At 40.6% G+C, this 16582-nt stretch carries 14 protein-coding genes; 4 read left to right on the plus strand and 10 right to left on the minus strand.

Annotated elements, in window-relative coordinates; translation table 11 throughout:
- Nucleotides 1-8: 8 nt before the first annotated feature.
- The 9 genes from BQ5903_RS07765 to BQ5903_RS07805 form a co-directional block, all read right to left on the minus strand.
- The gene (locus tag BQ5903_RS07765) at nucleotides 9-1040 is read right to left on the minus strand and encodes a helix-turn-helix domain-containing protein (RefSeq protein ID WP_079579289.1); all 1032 of its coding nucleotides are present in this window, start codon (nucleotides 1038-1040) and stop codon (nucleotides 9-11) included.
- A gap of 88 nt (nucleotides 1041-1128) precedes the next feature.
- The gene (gene ymfI / locus BQ5903_RS07770; protein WP_079579290.1) at nucleotides 1129-1854 is read right to left on the minus strand and encodes an elongation factor P 5-aminopentanone reductase; all 726 of its coding nucleotides are present in this window, start codon (nucleotides 1852-1854) and stop codon (nucleotides 1129-1131) included.
- 41 nt (nucleotides 1855-1895) lie between these two features.
- On the minus strand, nucleotides 1896-3203 hold the full coding sequence (gene yfmH, locus BQ5903_RS07775; RefSeq protein WP_154022027.1) for an EF-P 5-aminopentanol modification-associated protein YfmH: 1308 nt from the start codon (nucleotides 3201-3203) through the stop codon (nucleotides 1896-1898).
- Nucleotides 3200-4447, minus strand: a complete 1248-nt coding sequence (gene yfmF, locus BQ5903_RS07780) for an EF-P 5-aminopentanol modification-associated protein YfmF (protein ID WP_056971905.1) — start codon at nucleotides 4445-4447, stop codon at nucleotides 3200-3202. The genes yfmH and yfmF overlap by 4 nt, the downstream gene beginning before the upstream one ends.
- Nucleotides 4448-4682: 235 nt before the next feature.
- Entirely contained in the window at nucleotides 4683-7022 is a 2340-nt protein-coding gene (locus BQ5903_RS07785) for a DNA translocase FtsK (RefSeq protein ID WP_407936227.1), read from the minus strand.
- Nucleotides 7023-7429: 407 nt separating this feature from the next.
- The gene (locus tag BQ5903_RS07790; protein WP_010498999.1) at nucleotides 7430-7942 is read right to left on the minus strand and encodes a tRNA (cytidine(34)-2'-O)-methyltransferase; all 513 of its coding nucleotides are present in this window, start codon (nucleotides 7940-7942) and stop codon (nucleotides 7430-7432) included.
- A 329-nt stretch (nucleotides 7943-8271) separates the two neighbouring features.
- Nucleotides 8272-9132 (minus strand): methyltransferase domain-containing protein, encoded by an 861-nt coding sequence (locus tag BQ5903_RS07795; RefSeq protein WP_079579291.1) that lies wholly within the window; start codon nucleotides 9130-9132, stop codon nucleotides 8272-8274.
- A gap of 21 nt (nucleotides 9133-9153) precedes the next feature.
- Nucleotides 9154-9669, minus strand: a complete 516-nt coding sequence (locus BQ5903_RS07800) for a YbaK/EbsC family protein (RefSeq protein ID WP_056988047.1) — start codon at nucleotides 9667-9669, stop codon at nucleotides 9154-9156.
- A gap of 258 nt (nucleotides 9670-9927) precedes the next feature.
- Nucleotides 9928-11238, minus strand: coding sequence for an IS1380 family transposase (locus BQ5903_RS07805; RefSeq protein ID WP_079578404.1), 1311 nt, complete (start codon nucleotides 11236-11238; stop codon nucleotides 9928-9930).
- 356 nt (nucleotides 11239-11594) lie between these two features.
- Here BQ5903_RS07805 and BQ5903_RS07810 point away from each other — a divergent pair, with 356 nt between their 5' ends.
- Nucleotides 11595-12572: a GMP reductase gene (locus BQ5903_RS07810; protein WP_010498973.1), complete on the plus strand. Its 978-nt coding sequence runs from the start codon at nucleotides 11595-11597 to the stop codon at nucleotides 12570-12572.
- Between the two features lie 82 nt (nucleotides 12573-12654).
- Here the strand turns inward: BQ5903_RS07810 and BQ5903_RS07815 are convergent, their stop codons facing one another.
- On the minus strand, nucleotides 12655-13014 hold the full coding sequence (locus tag BQ5903_RS07815) for a PTS glucitol/sorbitol transporter subunit IIA (RefSeq protein ID WP_010498971.1): 360 nt from the start codon (nucleotides 13012-13014) through the stop codon (nucleotides 12655-12657).
- A gap of 191 nt (nucleotides 13015-13205) precedes the next feature.
- On the opposite strand from BQ5903_RS07815, the gene BQ5903_RS07820 reads away from it, so the two are divergent.
- From BQ5903_RS07820 to BQ5903_RS07830, 3 genes are all read left to right on the plus strand, one after another.
- Nucleotides 13206-14237 carry a lactonase family protein gene (locus BQ5903_RS07820; protein ID WP_010498969.1) on the plus strand — a complete coding sequence of 344 codons (1032 nt, stop codon included), beginning with the start codon at nucleotides 13206-13208 and terminating at the stop codon, nucleotides 14235-14237.
- A 24-nt stretch (nucleotides 14238-14261) separates the two neighbouring features.
- Complete coding sequence (locus tag BQ5903_RS07825) at nucleotides 14262-14900, plus strand: copper homeostasis protein CutC (RefSeq protein WP_079579292.1); 639 nt, start codon at nucleotides 14262-14264, stop codon at nucleotides 14898-14900.
- A gap of 140 nt (nucleotides 14901-15040) precedes the next feature.
- Nucleotides 15041-16351 (plus strand): IS1380 family transposase, encoded by a 1311-nt coding sequence (locus BQ5903_RS07830; RefSeq protein ID WP_010499943.1) that lies wholly within the window; start codon nucleotides 15041-15043, stop codon nucleotides 16349-16351.
- Nucleotides 16352-16582 lie beyond the last annotated feature (231 nt).

The following is a 16582-nucleotide window of genomic DNA, read 5'->3' on the forward strand; positions in this document are numbered from 1 at the left end:
ACTCCTTATTATTGATTAGTACCATTATTAGTATTTGATGTCGTACTTGTATTTTGTTCAGACTGTGTTCCCGTAGTTGTTTGAGTACTACTTGAACTAGTTTGATCTACTGAACTGGTACTCTCTTGACTATCACTTGTGCCATTTAGCTGGAGCGTGATCGTCCGGACAGTTAAATCGGCATTATCCTTCAAAAAATTGAACTTCTTTTTATTGATCTTGATCGAAGTAGCCTTTGAATTTCCTAGCTGAATAGTCACGCTAGTTGCACCTTCAGGAATATTTACCGTATGATCTTCCCCTTGTGCCAAGGTCCCTTGCCAAGTCTGACTACCATTAACTGAAACAGCATTCCAAGCATTACCGCCAGAAACCTTTAACGAAACTTTGTTGGTTTTGGGAGCATTTGTCATATTATAGGTAAAGCTGGAGCCTGAGTTTTGAGTTAAACGGATCTTTTGTTTAGATTTCTTAGCTTTTTTAGTTTTCTTTTGGCTTGTTTCTTGCTTAGACTGGGAACTTGCTTTACTTGACGCAGATTTTGAGCTTTTAGCTACAGGTTTCTTGGACGTTGAAACTGCAGATGAAACTTTGACATCAGTATTAACTGACTTTTGTGCTTGCCGCTTGTTATTATAAGAAACTCCGAAAACAGTTCCAATAATAGCTACCACAACGACAACGATCACAATAGTCGGCAAATAATTAAGCAATTTTTGTCCGTTGCCCATTTCAGTATCTTTATTTTTTTCACGCAAATTCATCCGTGAAACAGTCTCATTAGTTTGAGTTTTTTCTTCTTCATGTTGCCCAAGCTCTTTATCGATCGAAGCCAACAACTCATCCGCATCAAGGCCTACCGTTTCAGCATATTCGCGAATAAATGCTCTAACGTAAAAATCGCCTGGAAGTGCATCAAAATTTTCTTCTTCGATCGCAATCAAATAACGCTTTTGAATTTTTGTTGTTTGTTGTAGATCATCAAGGGTCAAACCTTGATCGACCCGCGCATTTTTTAATGTTTGTCCGATTTCATTCACTTTTATTACTCCATATCTTGCTTAATTTAGATACTTTTAAACAATAATAGTATAGCATAGGAAGATAATGCATTTCATTAAGAAATCATTATTTTAACCATCCACCTGTGACATAGATAGTCTGCCCGGTCAAATACCCTGCCTGTTTGTCCAAAAGCGCCTTGATCCAGTAACTGATCTCACTTGTCTGAGCAAAGTACCCAGCTGGGATCTCTGCGGCAACTTCGGCCCGTTCTGCGGCAGAAAAGGTCATATTCATTCTGGTCGAAACTGCTCCGGGAGCGATCACATTAACTGTAATACCTAAAGAAGCAACTTCTTTACTATAAGCAGAAGCAAAAGCACTCAAAGCCCCTTTGACCGTGGAATAACCAACTTCCATCGCACTTCCTGCACCGCCATACACAGACCCTACAAAAACGACCCGTCCTTGCCCTAAAAGTGCCAGCTTGTCTTGTACAGACTGAATCAACTGTAAGGGCAGCTCAACTTGCATAGTTAACATTTTACTCAATGCTTGGGGGTCAGCCTCGGCAAAAAGACCGTAGTCAGTCGTTCCTTGTGCAAAAATCACAGCATTAAGAGAAAAGAGCTGGCTTATTATCTGAGACACACTGCTGTTTTGAGAAAGATCTGCTTGTATCAAGAGAAAATCTTGGTCCGGATACCTTTCATGCAGCTGCTTTTGTAGTTTGACCGCCGTTTGTTTTCCTTTAAAATAATGCAAATAAAGCGACCATCCGGCCTTCGCCAAGTCAACGGCTGTCTGTTTGCCAATATCTCCAGACGCTCCTAAAATAAGAGCCCATTGCATAGAATTTCTCCTTTCAAATTACCAAAAATAGTTTCACTACATTATTTTTCTTCATTTACTGGCATTACCCTAAACGTACTGATAACTTGTGGCCGAAATAATCTTTCGATTGCCGCACAAACATCAGCTAATGAAACTTGTGGGACCAACTCAGCATAATCAAACAAAGTAGCATGGTCGAACAATTTTCCGTCATAGCCGTTAGCAATACTTTCAAGAGAATTTTGCGCCTGAATATATTGACCTAAAAATTCTTTTTTGGCGAGTTCCAGCTCTGTCGAAGAATTGGCTAATATCTCAGGCGCATGAGCAATAGTCTTTTTGATCCTCTCTTCCATTTCTTCAAAACGAAAAGTATCACCCGAGATCACAGCAAAATGAAAACCGCGTTCCATTTCCAACTCATAGTTGAATGAATCATCAACTATTCCAGCTTGAAACAGCTCCTGGAACAGTAAGGAAGATTCACCGAATAATAAATATAGTCCCAATTCAAGTTCTAACTTATACTTTAATCCCGCCCTTTTTTGCGGCGTTTCCTGCATCCCTTTGATCCCGATCATGGACTTCGGACGAGTCACATTTAAAGTTTTTTCGGCAAAAGTGCGAATGTCACTGCCTGACTTGCCTAAAAACAGCGGCAATTCATTATTATTTTGGAAAGCGTTAAAATCTTTTTTTGCTTGGTCAGCTTCAATAACATCCAATACTTCAGTCAGATCAAAACCTCCAACCACAAAAAGGTCCATGTTAGCCGGCTGATAATATTCGTTATAACAATCATACAATACTTGAGGATCGATCTGGGCAATTGTATCTTTCGTACCCGCAATGTCGACACTCAAGGGATCTTTGGGATATAGATTTTTTAGTATCCCCAAAAAAAGCTGCCAGTCGGCATCATCATCATACATCGATATTTCTTCGCCGATGATCCCTTTCTCTTTTTCAACTGTTTGTGTAGAAAAATAAGGTTCTTGTACAAAGTCCAACAAGGTCTCTAAACACTTGGACAAATTTTGCGTAGTTGAAAAAAGGAAACTGGTCTTCGTAAAACTCGTAAAGGCATTAACATCAGCACCATACTCGCCAAACACATCAAAAGCATCATGGTCTTCTTTTTCAAATAGCTTATGTTCCAAAAAATGAGCAGTCCCAGCCAAAACATCGACCTGTTTCCCTTGGCTATTGACAAACTGGGTGTCAACTGAACCATAATTAGTTGTCATAACAGCATAGGTTTTATGGAAACCTTCGCGTGGCAGCAAATTAACAGTGAGACCATTAAAAAGAGTGGTCCGATATAACGTTTCATTAAATTGTGGATAGTTTAACTTTTGCACCTTCATTGAATCCCCCCATCTAAAAAGTAGACTGCTTGAAGATGAGCCTTTTGGGCAATTTGAGAAACGTCTTTTGCACTCACAGCATCTACACCAGAGATCCACTGCTTTTCAGAAGTTAAAACTCCTGTCAGACTAGCTCCTAAAGCCCGGCTCAATGCGACCGACTGGCTATCAGCCCGCGCAATATAACTATTGATCATCGAAGCTTTGATCTTTTTTAACTGCTCTTTATCAATTTGCCCCGTCTGCAAGGCAGCCAATTGCTGCTTAACGACCTGCAAAACTTTGTCCTTGTTCTCAGCTTGGATCCCGGTTTGCACCCAAAGATCCTGCCGAAACAGATCCATATCGCTTTCGGCATAATAAGCAAGACTGTTTTTTTCGCGAACGTTTTGAAAAAGCAGCGATAAAGCCGACCCGCCGAAAAGTTCGTTGAAGACCATTGCAGAAAAGCGTTCCTGTGAGTCATAAGCGATCGGCAGATTATAAGCCAAGTTTAATTTACTTTGACTGACCTTTTCTTTTTCACTTTTGTTTTTAACTTGTGGCGATCGTGCTTGAGTATAGATCAAACTCAAATGCTTCTTTTTCCTAGCAGTGAATGGCATGACCTTAAGTGCTGAAACAACTTCATCTTCTTTTACATGACCGGAAACAACGATATTGATTTGATCTTCTGTGATCATCTTATGATAAAGTGCGGCCATATTAGCGGCACTTAGCCCGCCAATATCAGCAATTTGCCCGACTGCTGGGATTTGTTGCAAGCGGTCATGAAAATATAGCGCATTCATACCAGTCAAAGCTTTACCTTGTTTATTGTCGTCAAGTGAAGCCAAAAAAGCTTCCAAATTCTGTTTTTGGATCTGAAAAGCATCTGCTGCAAATTTCCCATCCACTATCTGTGGTGAAAAAATCATCTCATTTAAAAAGGCAAATGTCTCCTGTAAAACATTAGTTGTACCTGGCAAATATTGGTCGTTAACAACATTAATAATAAAATTAAGTCCGTAGACATTGCCGTAACGACTAACTGAAGTTCCAAAACTTGCACCATACAATTCAGAAAGTTTTAAAGCAACCGCACGTTGGGTAGAATAGTGTTCACTTGTACTTTCCAAAAGATCAGCCAGTAATGTGCGGGCAGTAATTTCCTGATGGTTTTTAATATTAGTGGTAAAAGAAACTAAGATTTGATTAGTTTTAAATTTTTTTGTTGGTTTAAGCGTCAAATTTACGCCGTCCATTATTTCCAATTACGATCAATTCTCCTCTGAGATAGTCTAAAAATACAATTTATATCATAGTCGAAATTTGCAATAAAAACAACGCAGACCACAAAATTATCAGCTTTTTGCAAGGAGAAGAACTATTTTTACAATTCATACTCATTTTTATTCAAATAATCTGCTTTTTGACAAGTAAAAAACCTGTTTCAATGCAACACTCATCATCACATCGAAACAAGTTTTTCAATTTGAATTATTCTTCCTTTTTTAAATAAACTTGGCGAGGCTTACTACCTTCTTGTGGGCCAACAAAACCTTTTTCTGCCATCCTATCCACGATCCGAGCTGCCCGGTTGTAGCCAATTTTAAATTTACGCTGTAATAAAGAAATGCTGCATTTTTGTTCTTTAGTGATGAATTCGACAGCTTCAGCAAAAAGCTCGTCCTCTTCATCATCACTGCCAGAGTCATTAGCCTCTTCATCCGTCACTTCCATTGAAGTATCGTAAGAAGCTTCCTGTTGAGCTTTGACAAATTCAACAACATTTTCAACATCCTTATCAGAAATAAAGGCCCCTTGCACACGGACTGGCTTATTCATTCCCATCGGCAAGAATAACATATCTCCACGACCTAATAATTTTTCGGCACCAGAAGAGTCAATGATTGTGCGCGAGTCTGTCCCCGATGAAACAGCAAATGCCATTCGTGATGGAACGTTTGCCTTGATCAAACCGGTAATAACATCGACCGACGGACGCTGAGTTGCAAGGATCATATGGATCCCTGCCGCCCGAGCCATCTGCGCTAAACGGATGATCGCATCTTCCACTTCGTTTGATGCGACCATCATCAAATCTGACAATTCATCAACGATCGCCACTATATATGGCAGAGTCGGCTCGGCGGTTTTTTGCTCCTTGTTCTGGCGCTTGACCATTTTATTATAGCCGTTGATGTTTCTTTGACCAGTGTTTGCAAACAACTCATAACGGCGTTCCATCTCAGACACTAGTTTATGCAAGGCACGGGCGGCTTTTTTCGGATCCGTGACAACTGGTGTCAACAAATGCGGAACCTCATTGTATACTCCGAGTTCAACTTTCTTAGGGTCGACTAACATCATCTTGACCTGGTCAGGTGTATCATTCATCAATAAACTAGTGATAATACCATTGATAGCTACTGACTTCCCGCTTCCTGTCGAACCAGCGATCAATAAATGAGGCATCTTGGAAAGGTCTGCTGTAACTAAATTGCCGGAAACATCACGCCCTAATGGAACTTTAAGCGGTTTATCGGGATCTGGTTTCATTGAACTGATCACATCTTTAAAGGAGATCGTAGCCACCTGTTGGTTGGGAACTTCGATCCCGATCAAAGGTTTGCCGGGAATTGGGGCTTCGATCCGAATATCTTTCGCAGCCAAAGCTAAAGCCAAGTCATCTGAAAGATTAACGATCTTGGAAACCTTGACACCGATCGCTGGATGCAGTTCGTATTTCGTCACAGATGGTCCCAAGATCGTATTTTTTAATTCAACATCGACCCCGAAACTCTTGAATGTTTTTTTCAAGACATCCTGATTACGGCGTAAAGCCTTTTTTTCTTGGCTTTGGTCTGTTGGAGCGACATCTTGTAGTAAGCTGGCATCCGGTAATTCATAGTCTGGGTTAGTCGGCTTAGGTTGAATTTCTCGCACATTTTTTTGGGAATTTTGTGAACTTTGCTCATTCCATAAAGCCGGATCATCCGTCGAATGAGCTGGCGGCAGGTTCTTATCATCATTGATGTCGTTTTCTATCGTCACAGTTTCGGTCGGCTCATCTGCACTAAGCTCAGTCGCAGTCAGTCCTTCATCTTTCACTTTTTCATTAATAGTGTTATCTTGCCCTTGTTTTGTATCTTCAAAATAGTCTTGCTGAACTTTATCATGTAAACTATTGCGTCTGCGTTTTAGCCATGGACCGCTTTTCTTGAACAAATCAGTTAACCATAAACCTACTTGTTTGAAAAACTTTAAGATCTCATACAAAGATAGGCCCAAAAAATCGACAACTTTACCAAATGAAATTCCCAAGATCAGGCATCCTCCACCCAACATTAACAAAGCAGCAATCACGTAACTGCCTATCTGGGCTAACAAAAAGTATGTTATTTGGTATAGAAAAGCGCCCAGCAGACCGCCACCGACAGCGCTGCCGACACTGTTTGATATGATGTCAGATTTTAAATATTGCCAAGTAACTGTCAAAAAATCTGTATGTAAGTCAAGGCGACCAAATAGATAGGTGCTTAAAAAGAGGATCACACTGGCCGTAACTAAAATACCCCCGCCCAAATAATTTACTTTAACGCGCGGTTCTTTAGCGCTTATCAACATATATGCTCCCACAAACACAACAAAAAGAGTTCCTAGCTGATAAGCATCACCAAGGAAAATCCGAAAACAATTGGCCAGTAATAATCCCATGTTGCCTAAGTGAAAACCACCTGCCAAACTCAAAATGATCAGCACTATACCAATGATCCTTGCAGTCATTTGCTGCTTTTGTTTTTTTGTTTGTTTGCGGCCTGTTTTTCTCTTTTTTATAGCCAATTTCAAATTCCTTTCTAAGGCACCATTTTCGCACATTAGTATTGCTCGCAAAAATGCTGTCTTCAATAATCACTTATGTCAGTATACCATAATCATTAGTATAGGAACATTTGTGCGGTGGTCATTTTTTCTTGAAACACACTCATTTTAAAACTAATTTTTAGCGGTGAGCTTTTTTTTCACAGTGAAAAATCTTGTTATTTATTCATCCATCGATCCTACAATGAAGGATCGGAAAAAAACATAAAACACAATTTGCACAGTATTCAGAGAGACTCATCTTAGAAGAGTTGTTCGAAAAACACTTCTGCATAATGAAAAACGGAATGCACAAATCAAAAAGCGATCGCTGCATTCCATTTTCTCTTCAAGACTAGTTGATCCTAATCCTGCATAACAAGTTATTTTAATTTATCATTATCATACAAATGAGTCGTTTCCAAGTTAGGAAATCCCTGTTGCCGAACGGCTTCATAAATGACAATTGCTGCTGAATTAGATAAATTCAAAGCCCGAATATTTTGATCATTTTGGGGGATCCGAATACACTTGTCAGGATACTGGCGCATAAAAGGTTCAGGCAAGCCAGTCGTTTCCTTGCCAAACAAAAAATAATGATCTTGACTGACATCAGAATAATCAACTTCTGTATAAGCATGTTCCGCAAATTTAGAAACTAGGTACAAATAGCTTAAATCAGGAATACTTTCGATAAAATCAACTAAATTTTTATGATAAGTAATTTTAACATGATCCCAATAATCAAGTCCTGCCCGCTTTAAATACTTATCGTCAGTTGAAAAGCCAAGCGGCTCGATCAAATGCAATTCAGTATTAGTCCCGGCACAAGTCCGAGCGATATTCCCGGTATTAGCAGGCATTAATGGTTCAAATAAAGCAATATGGTTAGTCACTATTGATTCCTTCCTTGGGCTTAGTTTTGAGCCCGTATGATTTTATTAGGCATCATCTGCCCAACTTAACTACTGCCAGAACAACTAAGAATTTTATCTCACTGGCAAAAAAAGCGCAGCCGTTCGGTGCGTTGACTGCGACCGGCTGCGTTAATGAAATACGTCCACAAATAACAGCGACTTAGCACTTTTATTTGCCACATAATCCTTAAATCAACCATAACATTGAAAGGCTGAGATTTGCAACCCTTTTCTGACAAATCTTATAGTAAAAGATGCTTCGAACGTTTATTATTCTTGCAAAGTCGGTCTAGTTTTCTCAGTTCGCCTTATTGTTTGGCCGCTGTCAGTAATGAAACATCTACTGTGATCTGCTTCAACGGTGTTTCTAGGACATTTTGTTTGGTTTGCTGAGAAGCTCCCCAATTTAACGGTGTCATCATTAGCAATGAACTAAAATCTGTCTCAGAAAATTCAAAGGTATATTTGATGTCCTGTTTCTGATAGTCAGGGAAGTTTTTAGCAAACAAAGATAAGACTGCCGAGTTATCATATGTCCGATGTGCACTTTCCTCATTATACAACAATGCCCGCAATTCTTTTAGATAACCGCTATTAGGAACGATTTTATAAATTTTACCATGTGGTCGTAAAACTCGTTTAAATTCATGATATGCTGCGGGTGAAAAAATATCCGTAATGCAATCAAATGACTGATCTGCAAATGGCAGGGCTGCCAAGTCAGCCGCACAAAAGAAGTTATCATTTTGATATGATGTTGCTAAATTTACGGCACTTTTAGAAATGTCGACCCCTACCAAAGTATCCTCAATTCCTGCTCGCAGTTTTTTTAACTTAGCAGGCGGAGTGCCTTCGCCGGATCCAATATCAAGGATATTCAACTTCTCTTCAACAGGCATTGCCTCGTTGATTGCTGCGATGATCGGATCAAACAAACCTAAAGTCAACATTTTACGCCGAGCTTGCCACATTTCAGGACTATCATATTCGCTTTTGACCTTATGTGTGATCATAAATAAAGTCCCTTTGCGAGACAGGTCTAAACTGTGATCCAGCTGACATACCAATTGATAGCCAACAACTTCCCTAAAGGCTTCTCCACAGATCGGACATTTAAACAACGCTAAATGCCTCTGTAAAAACAATGCACCCTGCTCGATTTTTTTCATTTTATCTCCTTGACCTTTTTACTATATTTGTGTATGGTCTGAAACTTGGATGAAATGTCCATCAACCAAGCCCATCAATTCATTTAATTTGATTCGTACAGAACGCCCGACCTTGCCCGCTGAAACACAAACTTCTGGAAAATCTTTGATCCGCTGATCAAAATAAATCGGAAAATCTTTAAAAGCATGGATCCCGATCGGAGTATTTGCTCCGTGAATATAGCCTGTAATTTTGATCAATTTTTTATTATCAGCCAAATGGATCTGCTTTTTGCCAAGCTCACGGGCAACCATCTTTAAATCGATCTCACTAATGATCGGCAGACAAACTACCAGATAGTCCTTGGGACCATCACTGCCTAAACAAACGATAGTCTTCAAAATGCTTTCTTCGTTTAAACCGGCTTCTTTAACCTGCTTCAACGCTTTTTCCTTACCAGATAACCAGTCAAATTGCATTTCACTGAAAACAATATGATTGTCATCTAAAATTCGCTCTTCATTAGTTTTTTTGGGTTGTTTTTTCTTTTTTGCCATTTTCTTCCCCACTCTCTATCCCTTTTATTCTATTATATTTAGCAAACTTTTCAATACGTCTCATTTTTGATCTGCTATCACAACACTCATTTTATTTTACAAATACCTGAATTATTCATACTTTTCGTTGCAGTTAAAACTTTGTGCAAAGTTACTTTAGTGTGTAAAAAAAGCAGCTTTTTGTTAGTTTTGTTGTCGGACTGTTTAAAAAAGGACAGACTTCACCCTTTCCCTAAGAAAAACATTTTTTTTGTGAGTTCACAGCGGATATATTTTTAGATTTTGAATCTTGAACAGTGTCTGCCAAAATAATTTATCGAACACATTGGTCTGAGATAAATGGACCCAGACTTGACGCGCATGGTGCGTGACCTTAGCTGCCACATGGAGTAATTTAAAACGGATCGTCCCGACCTGAGCGTGTTTAAGCTTTGTTGGTAAAACTAAGTTCTTCATGGCTTGCAGTATATTATAAGCGACCCCAGCTACCAGCATCCGGAACTCATTGGCCTCAAAACTAGAACTGTCCGTTTTATCAAAGTGAAAGCCACGTTTAACTTCTTTGATCAAGTCTTCCATGGAACCGCGTTGGTGATAGAGGGCAAAGACTTGTGGACCGCTTAATTCTTCCAAGTTGGTCACGATAAACTCATGGTCAAACAGAAAGTTGCCCGCCGGCCGCGTTGATTTAATAATCACACGATAAGGTCGTGACCAACTTTGAGGACAATAGTCTCGCAGGACATGCCATTGGACTTCAGCTTCGGTGAAGTCCTGGTCACCCACTTGGATCAGGTGCTCAGCCCGACTTTGGAGCTGGTAGTTCGCTTTTAAACGAATCACGAACTTAGCCTGCTTTTTATCACACGCATGGTAGATCCCTGGAGCTGCGAAACCAGAATCTCCCCGCACTAAGACATCCAGGGAAGATCCGTCATAGGCCCGTAAGCTCCGTAATAAAAATTTAGTCGCACCTTGGGAAGTATAGCGATTGCCGGGGCGTAATTGAGCATTCAACAAGCAGCCCGATAAAGCATCAAAGGCTAGTAAAGGATGATAACCGTTGGTCTGGTAGTGACCGTTATAAGCACTCTTTTCTTGGTCACCAAACGTATCGGCATGTGTCGAATCTAGATCAAGGATCAGCTGATGTTGATTTAGCTGCCCAAGAACAAAGTGAGCTACCGAGCCGAGCAATGATTTGACTGAAAAGAGCCCAGACGCTGAAATGTGATTGATAAAGCGTGAAAGTGTCGGCTGGGAAGCGACCGCTTGAGACAAGACCAGCTTAAAATCAACGGCGTGTGACAAGGTATTAGCCGACTGATCTTGGCAGTATCCTGCCAGCAATTGCAACAGCAACTGCTTAAATAAATTGTTCAAGGGAAAGGTACAATATTTACGGTCATCTTTAAAATGCAAGTTATCTTCTAAGAGCTGGTCAAAGTGAATTTGGTGCAGAAATTCAGCAATTAATAAAGTTCCGGCATCGTTCGCTAACTCACCACCGTCATTAGAAATGTTGATCTGGTCATTGAATAAAAGTTTTTCATGATGTAAAGTTGACATAAGGAGCACTCCTGTTCTTTGTGGTTTTCAACGACTTAACAATAGCACAGGATGTGCTCTTTTTGTACACCCAACAGGTGAAAAACGAAAAAGATGCGAACTAGCATGACAACAACAAAAAGTAGTCCTTAAGGGAAAAGTATGAATAATTCAGGAAATATTTTGTTTTTTAAAAAGATGAAACCTGACACTGGCCCTCTTTTTTAGTAGAACACGAACGTTCATTGAAAACTACGAACCTTAAATTTGACTTTTAGATTATAATTAGGTAAAATTCATATGTTTGTGGAAACAATAAATGCACAAGAACGAATAATTATAAATAAGCTCCACAATTCAGAATGCGAGGGATAAACATGCCAGTTTTTGATTATGAGGACATCCAGCTTGTTCCTAATAAGTGTATCATCAATAGCCGTTCCGAGGCTGATACTACCATTAAGTTCGGACCAATGACGTTTAAGATCCCAGTGGTTCCTGCCAACATGGCAACGATCATTGATGAAAGTTTAGCTATCTGGTTAGCACAAAACGGTTATTTTTATATCATGCATCGTTTTGATAAAGAAAATCGCCTTGAGTTTGTCAGAAAAATGCATGACCAAGGTTTATTTGCTTCGATTTCCGTTGGGGTCAAACAAGAAGAATACGATTTAGTAGATCAGTTGAGCAAAGACGATTTTATACCTGAATACATCACGATCGATATTGCTCATGGTCACGCTGATTCAGTGATCAATATGATCCACTATATCAAAAAACATCTCCCTGGCTCTTTTGTGATCGCAGGAAATGTTGGTACACCAGAAGGAGTTCGTGAACTCGAAAATGCCGGTGCAGATGCCACTAAAGTTGGGATCGGACCAGGCAAGGCTTGTATTACTAAATTAAAAACCGGATTCGGGACTGGCGGCTGGCAGTTAGCAGCTGTGCGTCTCTGTGCCAAAGCAGCCAGCAAACCGATCATTGCCGACGGTGGGATTCGAAACAATGGCGACATTGCCAAATCGATCCGCTTTGGTGCTTCAATGGTCATGATCGGCTCTTTGTTTGCTGGTCACACTGAAACACCCGGCGATATCGTCGAGGAAAATGGTGAAAAATTCAAAACCTATTACGGTTCCGCCTCAGAATATCAAAAAGGCGAATACAAAAATGTTGAAGGTAAAAAATTACTGGTCCCATACCGTGGCAGCATCGCTACTACACTCCGTGAAATGCAAGAAGATCTGCAATCCTCTATTTCTTATGCGGGAGGACGTTCATTAGCAGCCTTACGCAAGGTAGATTATGTGATCGTCAAGAATTCGATTTTTAACGGAGATACGATTTAACCTACTGATTTCTTAAAACTAAAAACAACGACCTGAGCCGCTTTCTCTAAAAGTGTTCAGGTCGTTTTCAATATCAGCTAATTTATGCACCAAATGTAATTATAGTTCCCACGTGAACATCGGGCTCGCCATGAGGCTTTAAATAAATCGCATTGGCTCTGGGACGGTCTGGAACCTGATGAAAATCAAAAATAGTATGTCCGATCGACATTAAATTACTTTCAACAAGCGGACCAAGATATGTGATCTCATATTCTTGTTGATCAAAGCTGACTTTTTGACCAACTTTCAGCTCATATTTTTGTTCAAAATCAGGAAGTACTTCATGGATCAGTGAAACATCACGCAGTTTGTCGGACGCCGTCTCATCAAATAAAATGATCAAGCCATCTTCTTTAGAATCTGCATGCTTTCCGATGGCAGTGATTCTTGTCTTAAGCATTCCATTTACCTCTTTCTTTAAAAAACATTTCACCTTCTATCTTAGCATAATACTTGTACAAAATTTATATTTTATGCTAATTAAAGCAGGCAAAATAGTCGTTGGTAAAATGATCCATAATGAAAGACGCCAAGCGTTTTGAATGCTATACTTTAACATAGAAGTTTTGAAAGGAAGTGTATAAGTACTTTATGAAAGAAAAAATCTTTTTCGGTACATATACCCGAAAAACCAGTCAGGGTATATATCAGGCAACACTTGACACGAAGCAAGAAAAGCTGAGTCAACCGCAATTGGCTGTTAAGATCGGGGGCCCAACTTATTTACGTCTGACCTCTGCTAATGACTTGCTTGCGGTCACTTCTCAAGATGACCAAGGTGGGATCAGCAGTTATCAAATAACAGCTGCTGATTTTACTAAAAATAATGATGTCTTACACCCAGGGGCTAGTCCTTGTTACATCGGTGTTGACAATAAAAGACAACTAGTTTATTCAGCTAATTATCATAAGGGCCAGATCATTGTCTACAAGATCAATGAGAATCATACTTTATCACAGACCGATAGTGTGACCGTTACTGGTCAAGGCCCACGTGAAGAGCAAGATATCGCACACGTCCATTTCACCGATCTCACTCCTGATGGACGTTTGGTTGCAGTTGACCTAGGCAGCGATAAAATTTACACATACGATGTCTCAACGGCCGGCAAGTTAACACAAGTCAACGTGTTGGAGACTGAATCCGGTTATGGTCCACGTCATTTGGTTTTTTCTCCGAATGGTAAATATGCTTATTTGGCTGGAGAGTTATCTAGTCAGATCAGTACTTTGAAATACAAAAAAGCAGAGGGAGCCTTTGAAGTTTTACAAACACTCAAAACGATCCCCTCCGATTGGACGAAGCACAATGGTGCAGCTGCAATTAAAATCTCAAGCGACGGAAAATTCGTCTATGTTTCCAATCGCGGTTACAATTCACTGGCTGTCTTTGAAGTTCAAGCCGATCAGCATCTACAATTAGTTCAACAAATTTCAACCGAAGGTGACTTTCCGCGAGATTTTGCAATAGACAAGACAGAAAAATTCATTGTCTGTGCCAACCAAAATACCGACAACGTCACTTTGTACGCCCGTGACTCTCGCAGTGGCCAATTGACCTGTCTGCAAAAAGATGTTGTTGTCCCTGAGGGCGTTTGTGTCTGCTTTGCTGACCAAGCATAAAAATTAAATTTGGAGATGAAACCCTTGTTATTAAAAGAAGCGTGTCTCGAAAACTTTACAGATCTGCCGGCTGCTTGCCTGAATGGAGCTGCTCGGATCGAGTTGTGTGATAATCTTGCCGTTGGAGGCACAACTCCCAGTAAAGGAGTGATCGCCGAAGCTGCCAAATATTGTCACGACAAAAACATTTTGCTGATCGTTTTGATCCGCCCGAGAAAAGGCAACTATGTTTATACCGACACTGAAATCAAGATCATGGAAGCTGATATTTTTGAAGCACAGGCACTAGGTGCGGATGGAATATCCTTTGGAGCTTTGACACCGGATAACGACTTGGATCTTGAAGCCATGAACCAACTTGGGGCTGCAGCTGGCGGAATGCAGCTGATCTTGCATATGGCCTTTGATGAAATGGATTTCGCGCAGCAGAAAAAAGCAATCGATTGGGCAGCCGAACAAGGCTATGAACGGATCTTAACTCACGGAGGACCCTTGTCGCAGTCCATTACCGCAACAGTTTCGCACCTTAAGGAGCTAATAGCGTATGCAGCTGGGCGAGTAAGCATTCTACCAGGCGGCGGGATCACTGCTGAAAACTGTGACAAGATTGCTAAAGAGCTTGGCGTTTCACAAGTCCATGGTTCTAACCTGGATTATTCATAATTTTACCTTGAGGTCTGCTTTTGGTTGTTGCCGTGCTGTTGCTGACCTTTTTTCTTTTTCACCTGCTGGGTGTACAAAAAGAGCACATCCTGTGCTATTGTAAAGTCGACTAAACACTACAAAGAACAGGAGTGCTCCTAATGTCGACTTTACATCATAAACAGCTTTTATTCAATAAACAAATCAAAATTTCTAATGACGGCGGTGAGCTAGCGAACGATGCGGGGACTTTATTGCTTGCTGAGTTTCTCCATCAACTCCACTTTGACCAGTTTTTAGAGACTAACTTGCGTTTCAAAGATGGTCGCAAGTATTGTACCTTCACTATGAACGATTTATTCAAGCAGTTGTTATTTCAATTACTAGCGGGGTATTCCCAGGATCAGTCTGCTAACACCTTGGCCCAAGCGGCTGATTTCAACTTAGCTCTAAAACAAGCAGTCGCTTCCCAACCGACGCTCTCACGTTTTATCAATCACGTCTCGGCGACAGGCCTTTTCTCCGTCAAGTCTGTAATGATCTCTTTGGCGCACTTAGTCCTGGGCCAGCTGAATCAACATCAGCTGATCCTTGACCTCGACTCCACGCATGCTGATACATTTGGTAACCAAGAAAAAAGTGCTTATAACGGTCATTATCAGACTAACGGTTATCATCCATTACTAGCTTTCGATGCTTTATCGGGCTGCTTATTGAATGCCCAATTACGTCCAGGCAATCGCTATACTTCACAGGGAGCGACTAAATTCTTATTACGGGGCCTACGGGCCTATGACCAGTCTTCTTTGGATGTCCTCGTGCGGGGAGATTCTGGTTTCGCAGCGCCAGGGATCTACCGTGCCTGTGATAAAAAACAGGCTAAATTCGTGATCCGCATGAAAGCGAACCGCCAACTCCAAAGTCGGGCTGAGCGCTTGATCCAAGTGGGCGACCACGACTTCAGCGAAACTGAAGTCCAATGGCATGTCCTGCAGGATTACTGTCCCCAAAGTTGGCCACGCCCTTATCGGGTGATCATTAGATCAACTCGGCCAGCGGGAAATTTACTGTTTGACCATGAGTTTATCGTGACCAACTTGGAAGAATTGAGTGGTCCGCAAGTCTTTGCCCTCTATCAACAACGTGGTTCAATGGAAGACTTGATCAAAGAAGTTAAACGCGGTTTTCATTTTGATAAAACGGACAGTTCCAGCTTTAACGCCAATGAGTTTCGCATGTTGGTGGCTGGCACGGCTTACAATATACTCCAAGCCATGAAGAACTTGGTTTTACCACCGGAACTTAAACACGCTCAGGTCGAGACCATCCGCTTTAAATTACTTCATTTGGCAGCTAAGGTCACGCACCACGCCCATCAGATCTGGGTCCATTTATCCCAGACCAATGTGTTTGATAAATTATTCTGGCAGACACTGTTTAAGATCCAAAACATTAAAATATACCCGCTGTGAACTCACAAAATAAAATATATTTTCTAGGGAAAGGGTGAAGTCTGCCCTTTTTTAAGCAATACGACCGCAAAACTAACAAAAAAAGCTTTTTTCTGAGACCACGGTTATTTTGCGCCAAATTTTATTTAAGACAAAAAGTATGAATAATTCAGGTCTAAGATAGTTTCTTTAAAATCTACACAAAAATAAGAATATTTCTGTAAAAACAACCGGTAACACATAAGTTTCTTA

The organism is Ligilactobacillus acidipiscis, assembly GCF_900116935.1.
In the GTDB taxonomy this organism is placed as follows: domain Bacteria; phylum Bacillota; class Bacilli; order Lactobacillales; family Lactobacillaceae; genus Ligilactobacillus; species Ligilactobacillus acidipiscis.

Coding starts and splice junctions, on each gene's coding strand:
- ymfI (WP_079579290.1), bottom strand. CDS start 1,854: ATGCAATGGGCTCTTATTTTAGGAGCGTCTGGAGATATTGGCAAACAG.
- yfmH (WP_154022027.1), bottom strand. CDS start 3,203: ATGAAGGTGCAAAAGTTAAACTATCCACAATTTAATGAAACGTTATAT.
- yfmF (WP_056971905.1), bottom strand. CDS start 4,447: ATGGACGGCGTAAATTTGACGCTTAAACCAACAAAAAAATTTAAAACT.
- BQ5903_RS07795 (WP_079579291.1), bottom strand. CDS start 9,132: ATGAAAAAAATCGAGCAGGGTGCATTGTTTTTACAGAGGCATTTAGCG.
- BQ5903_RS07800 (WP_056988047.1), bottom strand. CDS start 9,669: ATGGCAAAAAAGAAAAAACAACCCAAAAAAACTAATGAAGAGCGAATT.
- BQ5903_RS07805 (WP_079578404.1), bottom strand. CDS start 11,238: ATGTCAACTTTACATCATGAAAAACTTTTATTCAATGACCAGATCAAC.
- BQ5903_RS07810 (WP_010498973.1), top strand. CDS start 11,595: ATGCCAGTTTTTGATTATGAGGACATCCAGCTTGTTCCTAATAAGTGT.
- BQ5903_RS07815 (WP_010498971.1), bottom strand. CDS start 13,014: ATGCTTAAGACAAGAATCACTGCCATCGGAAAGCATGCAGATTCTAAA.
- BQ5903_RS07820 (WP_010498969.1), top strand. CDS start 13,206: ATGAAAGAAAAAATCTTTTTCGGTACATATACCCGAAAAACCAGTCAG.
- BQ5903_RS07830 (WP_010499943.1), top strand. CDS start 15,041: ATGTCGACTTTACATCATAAACAGCTTTTATTCAATAAACAAATCAAA.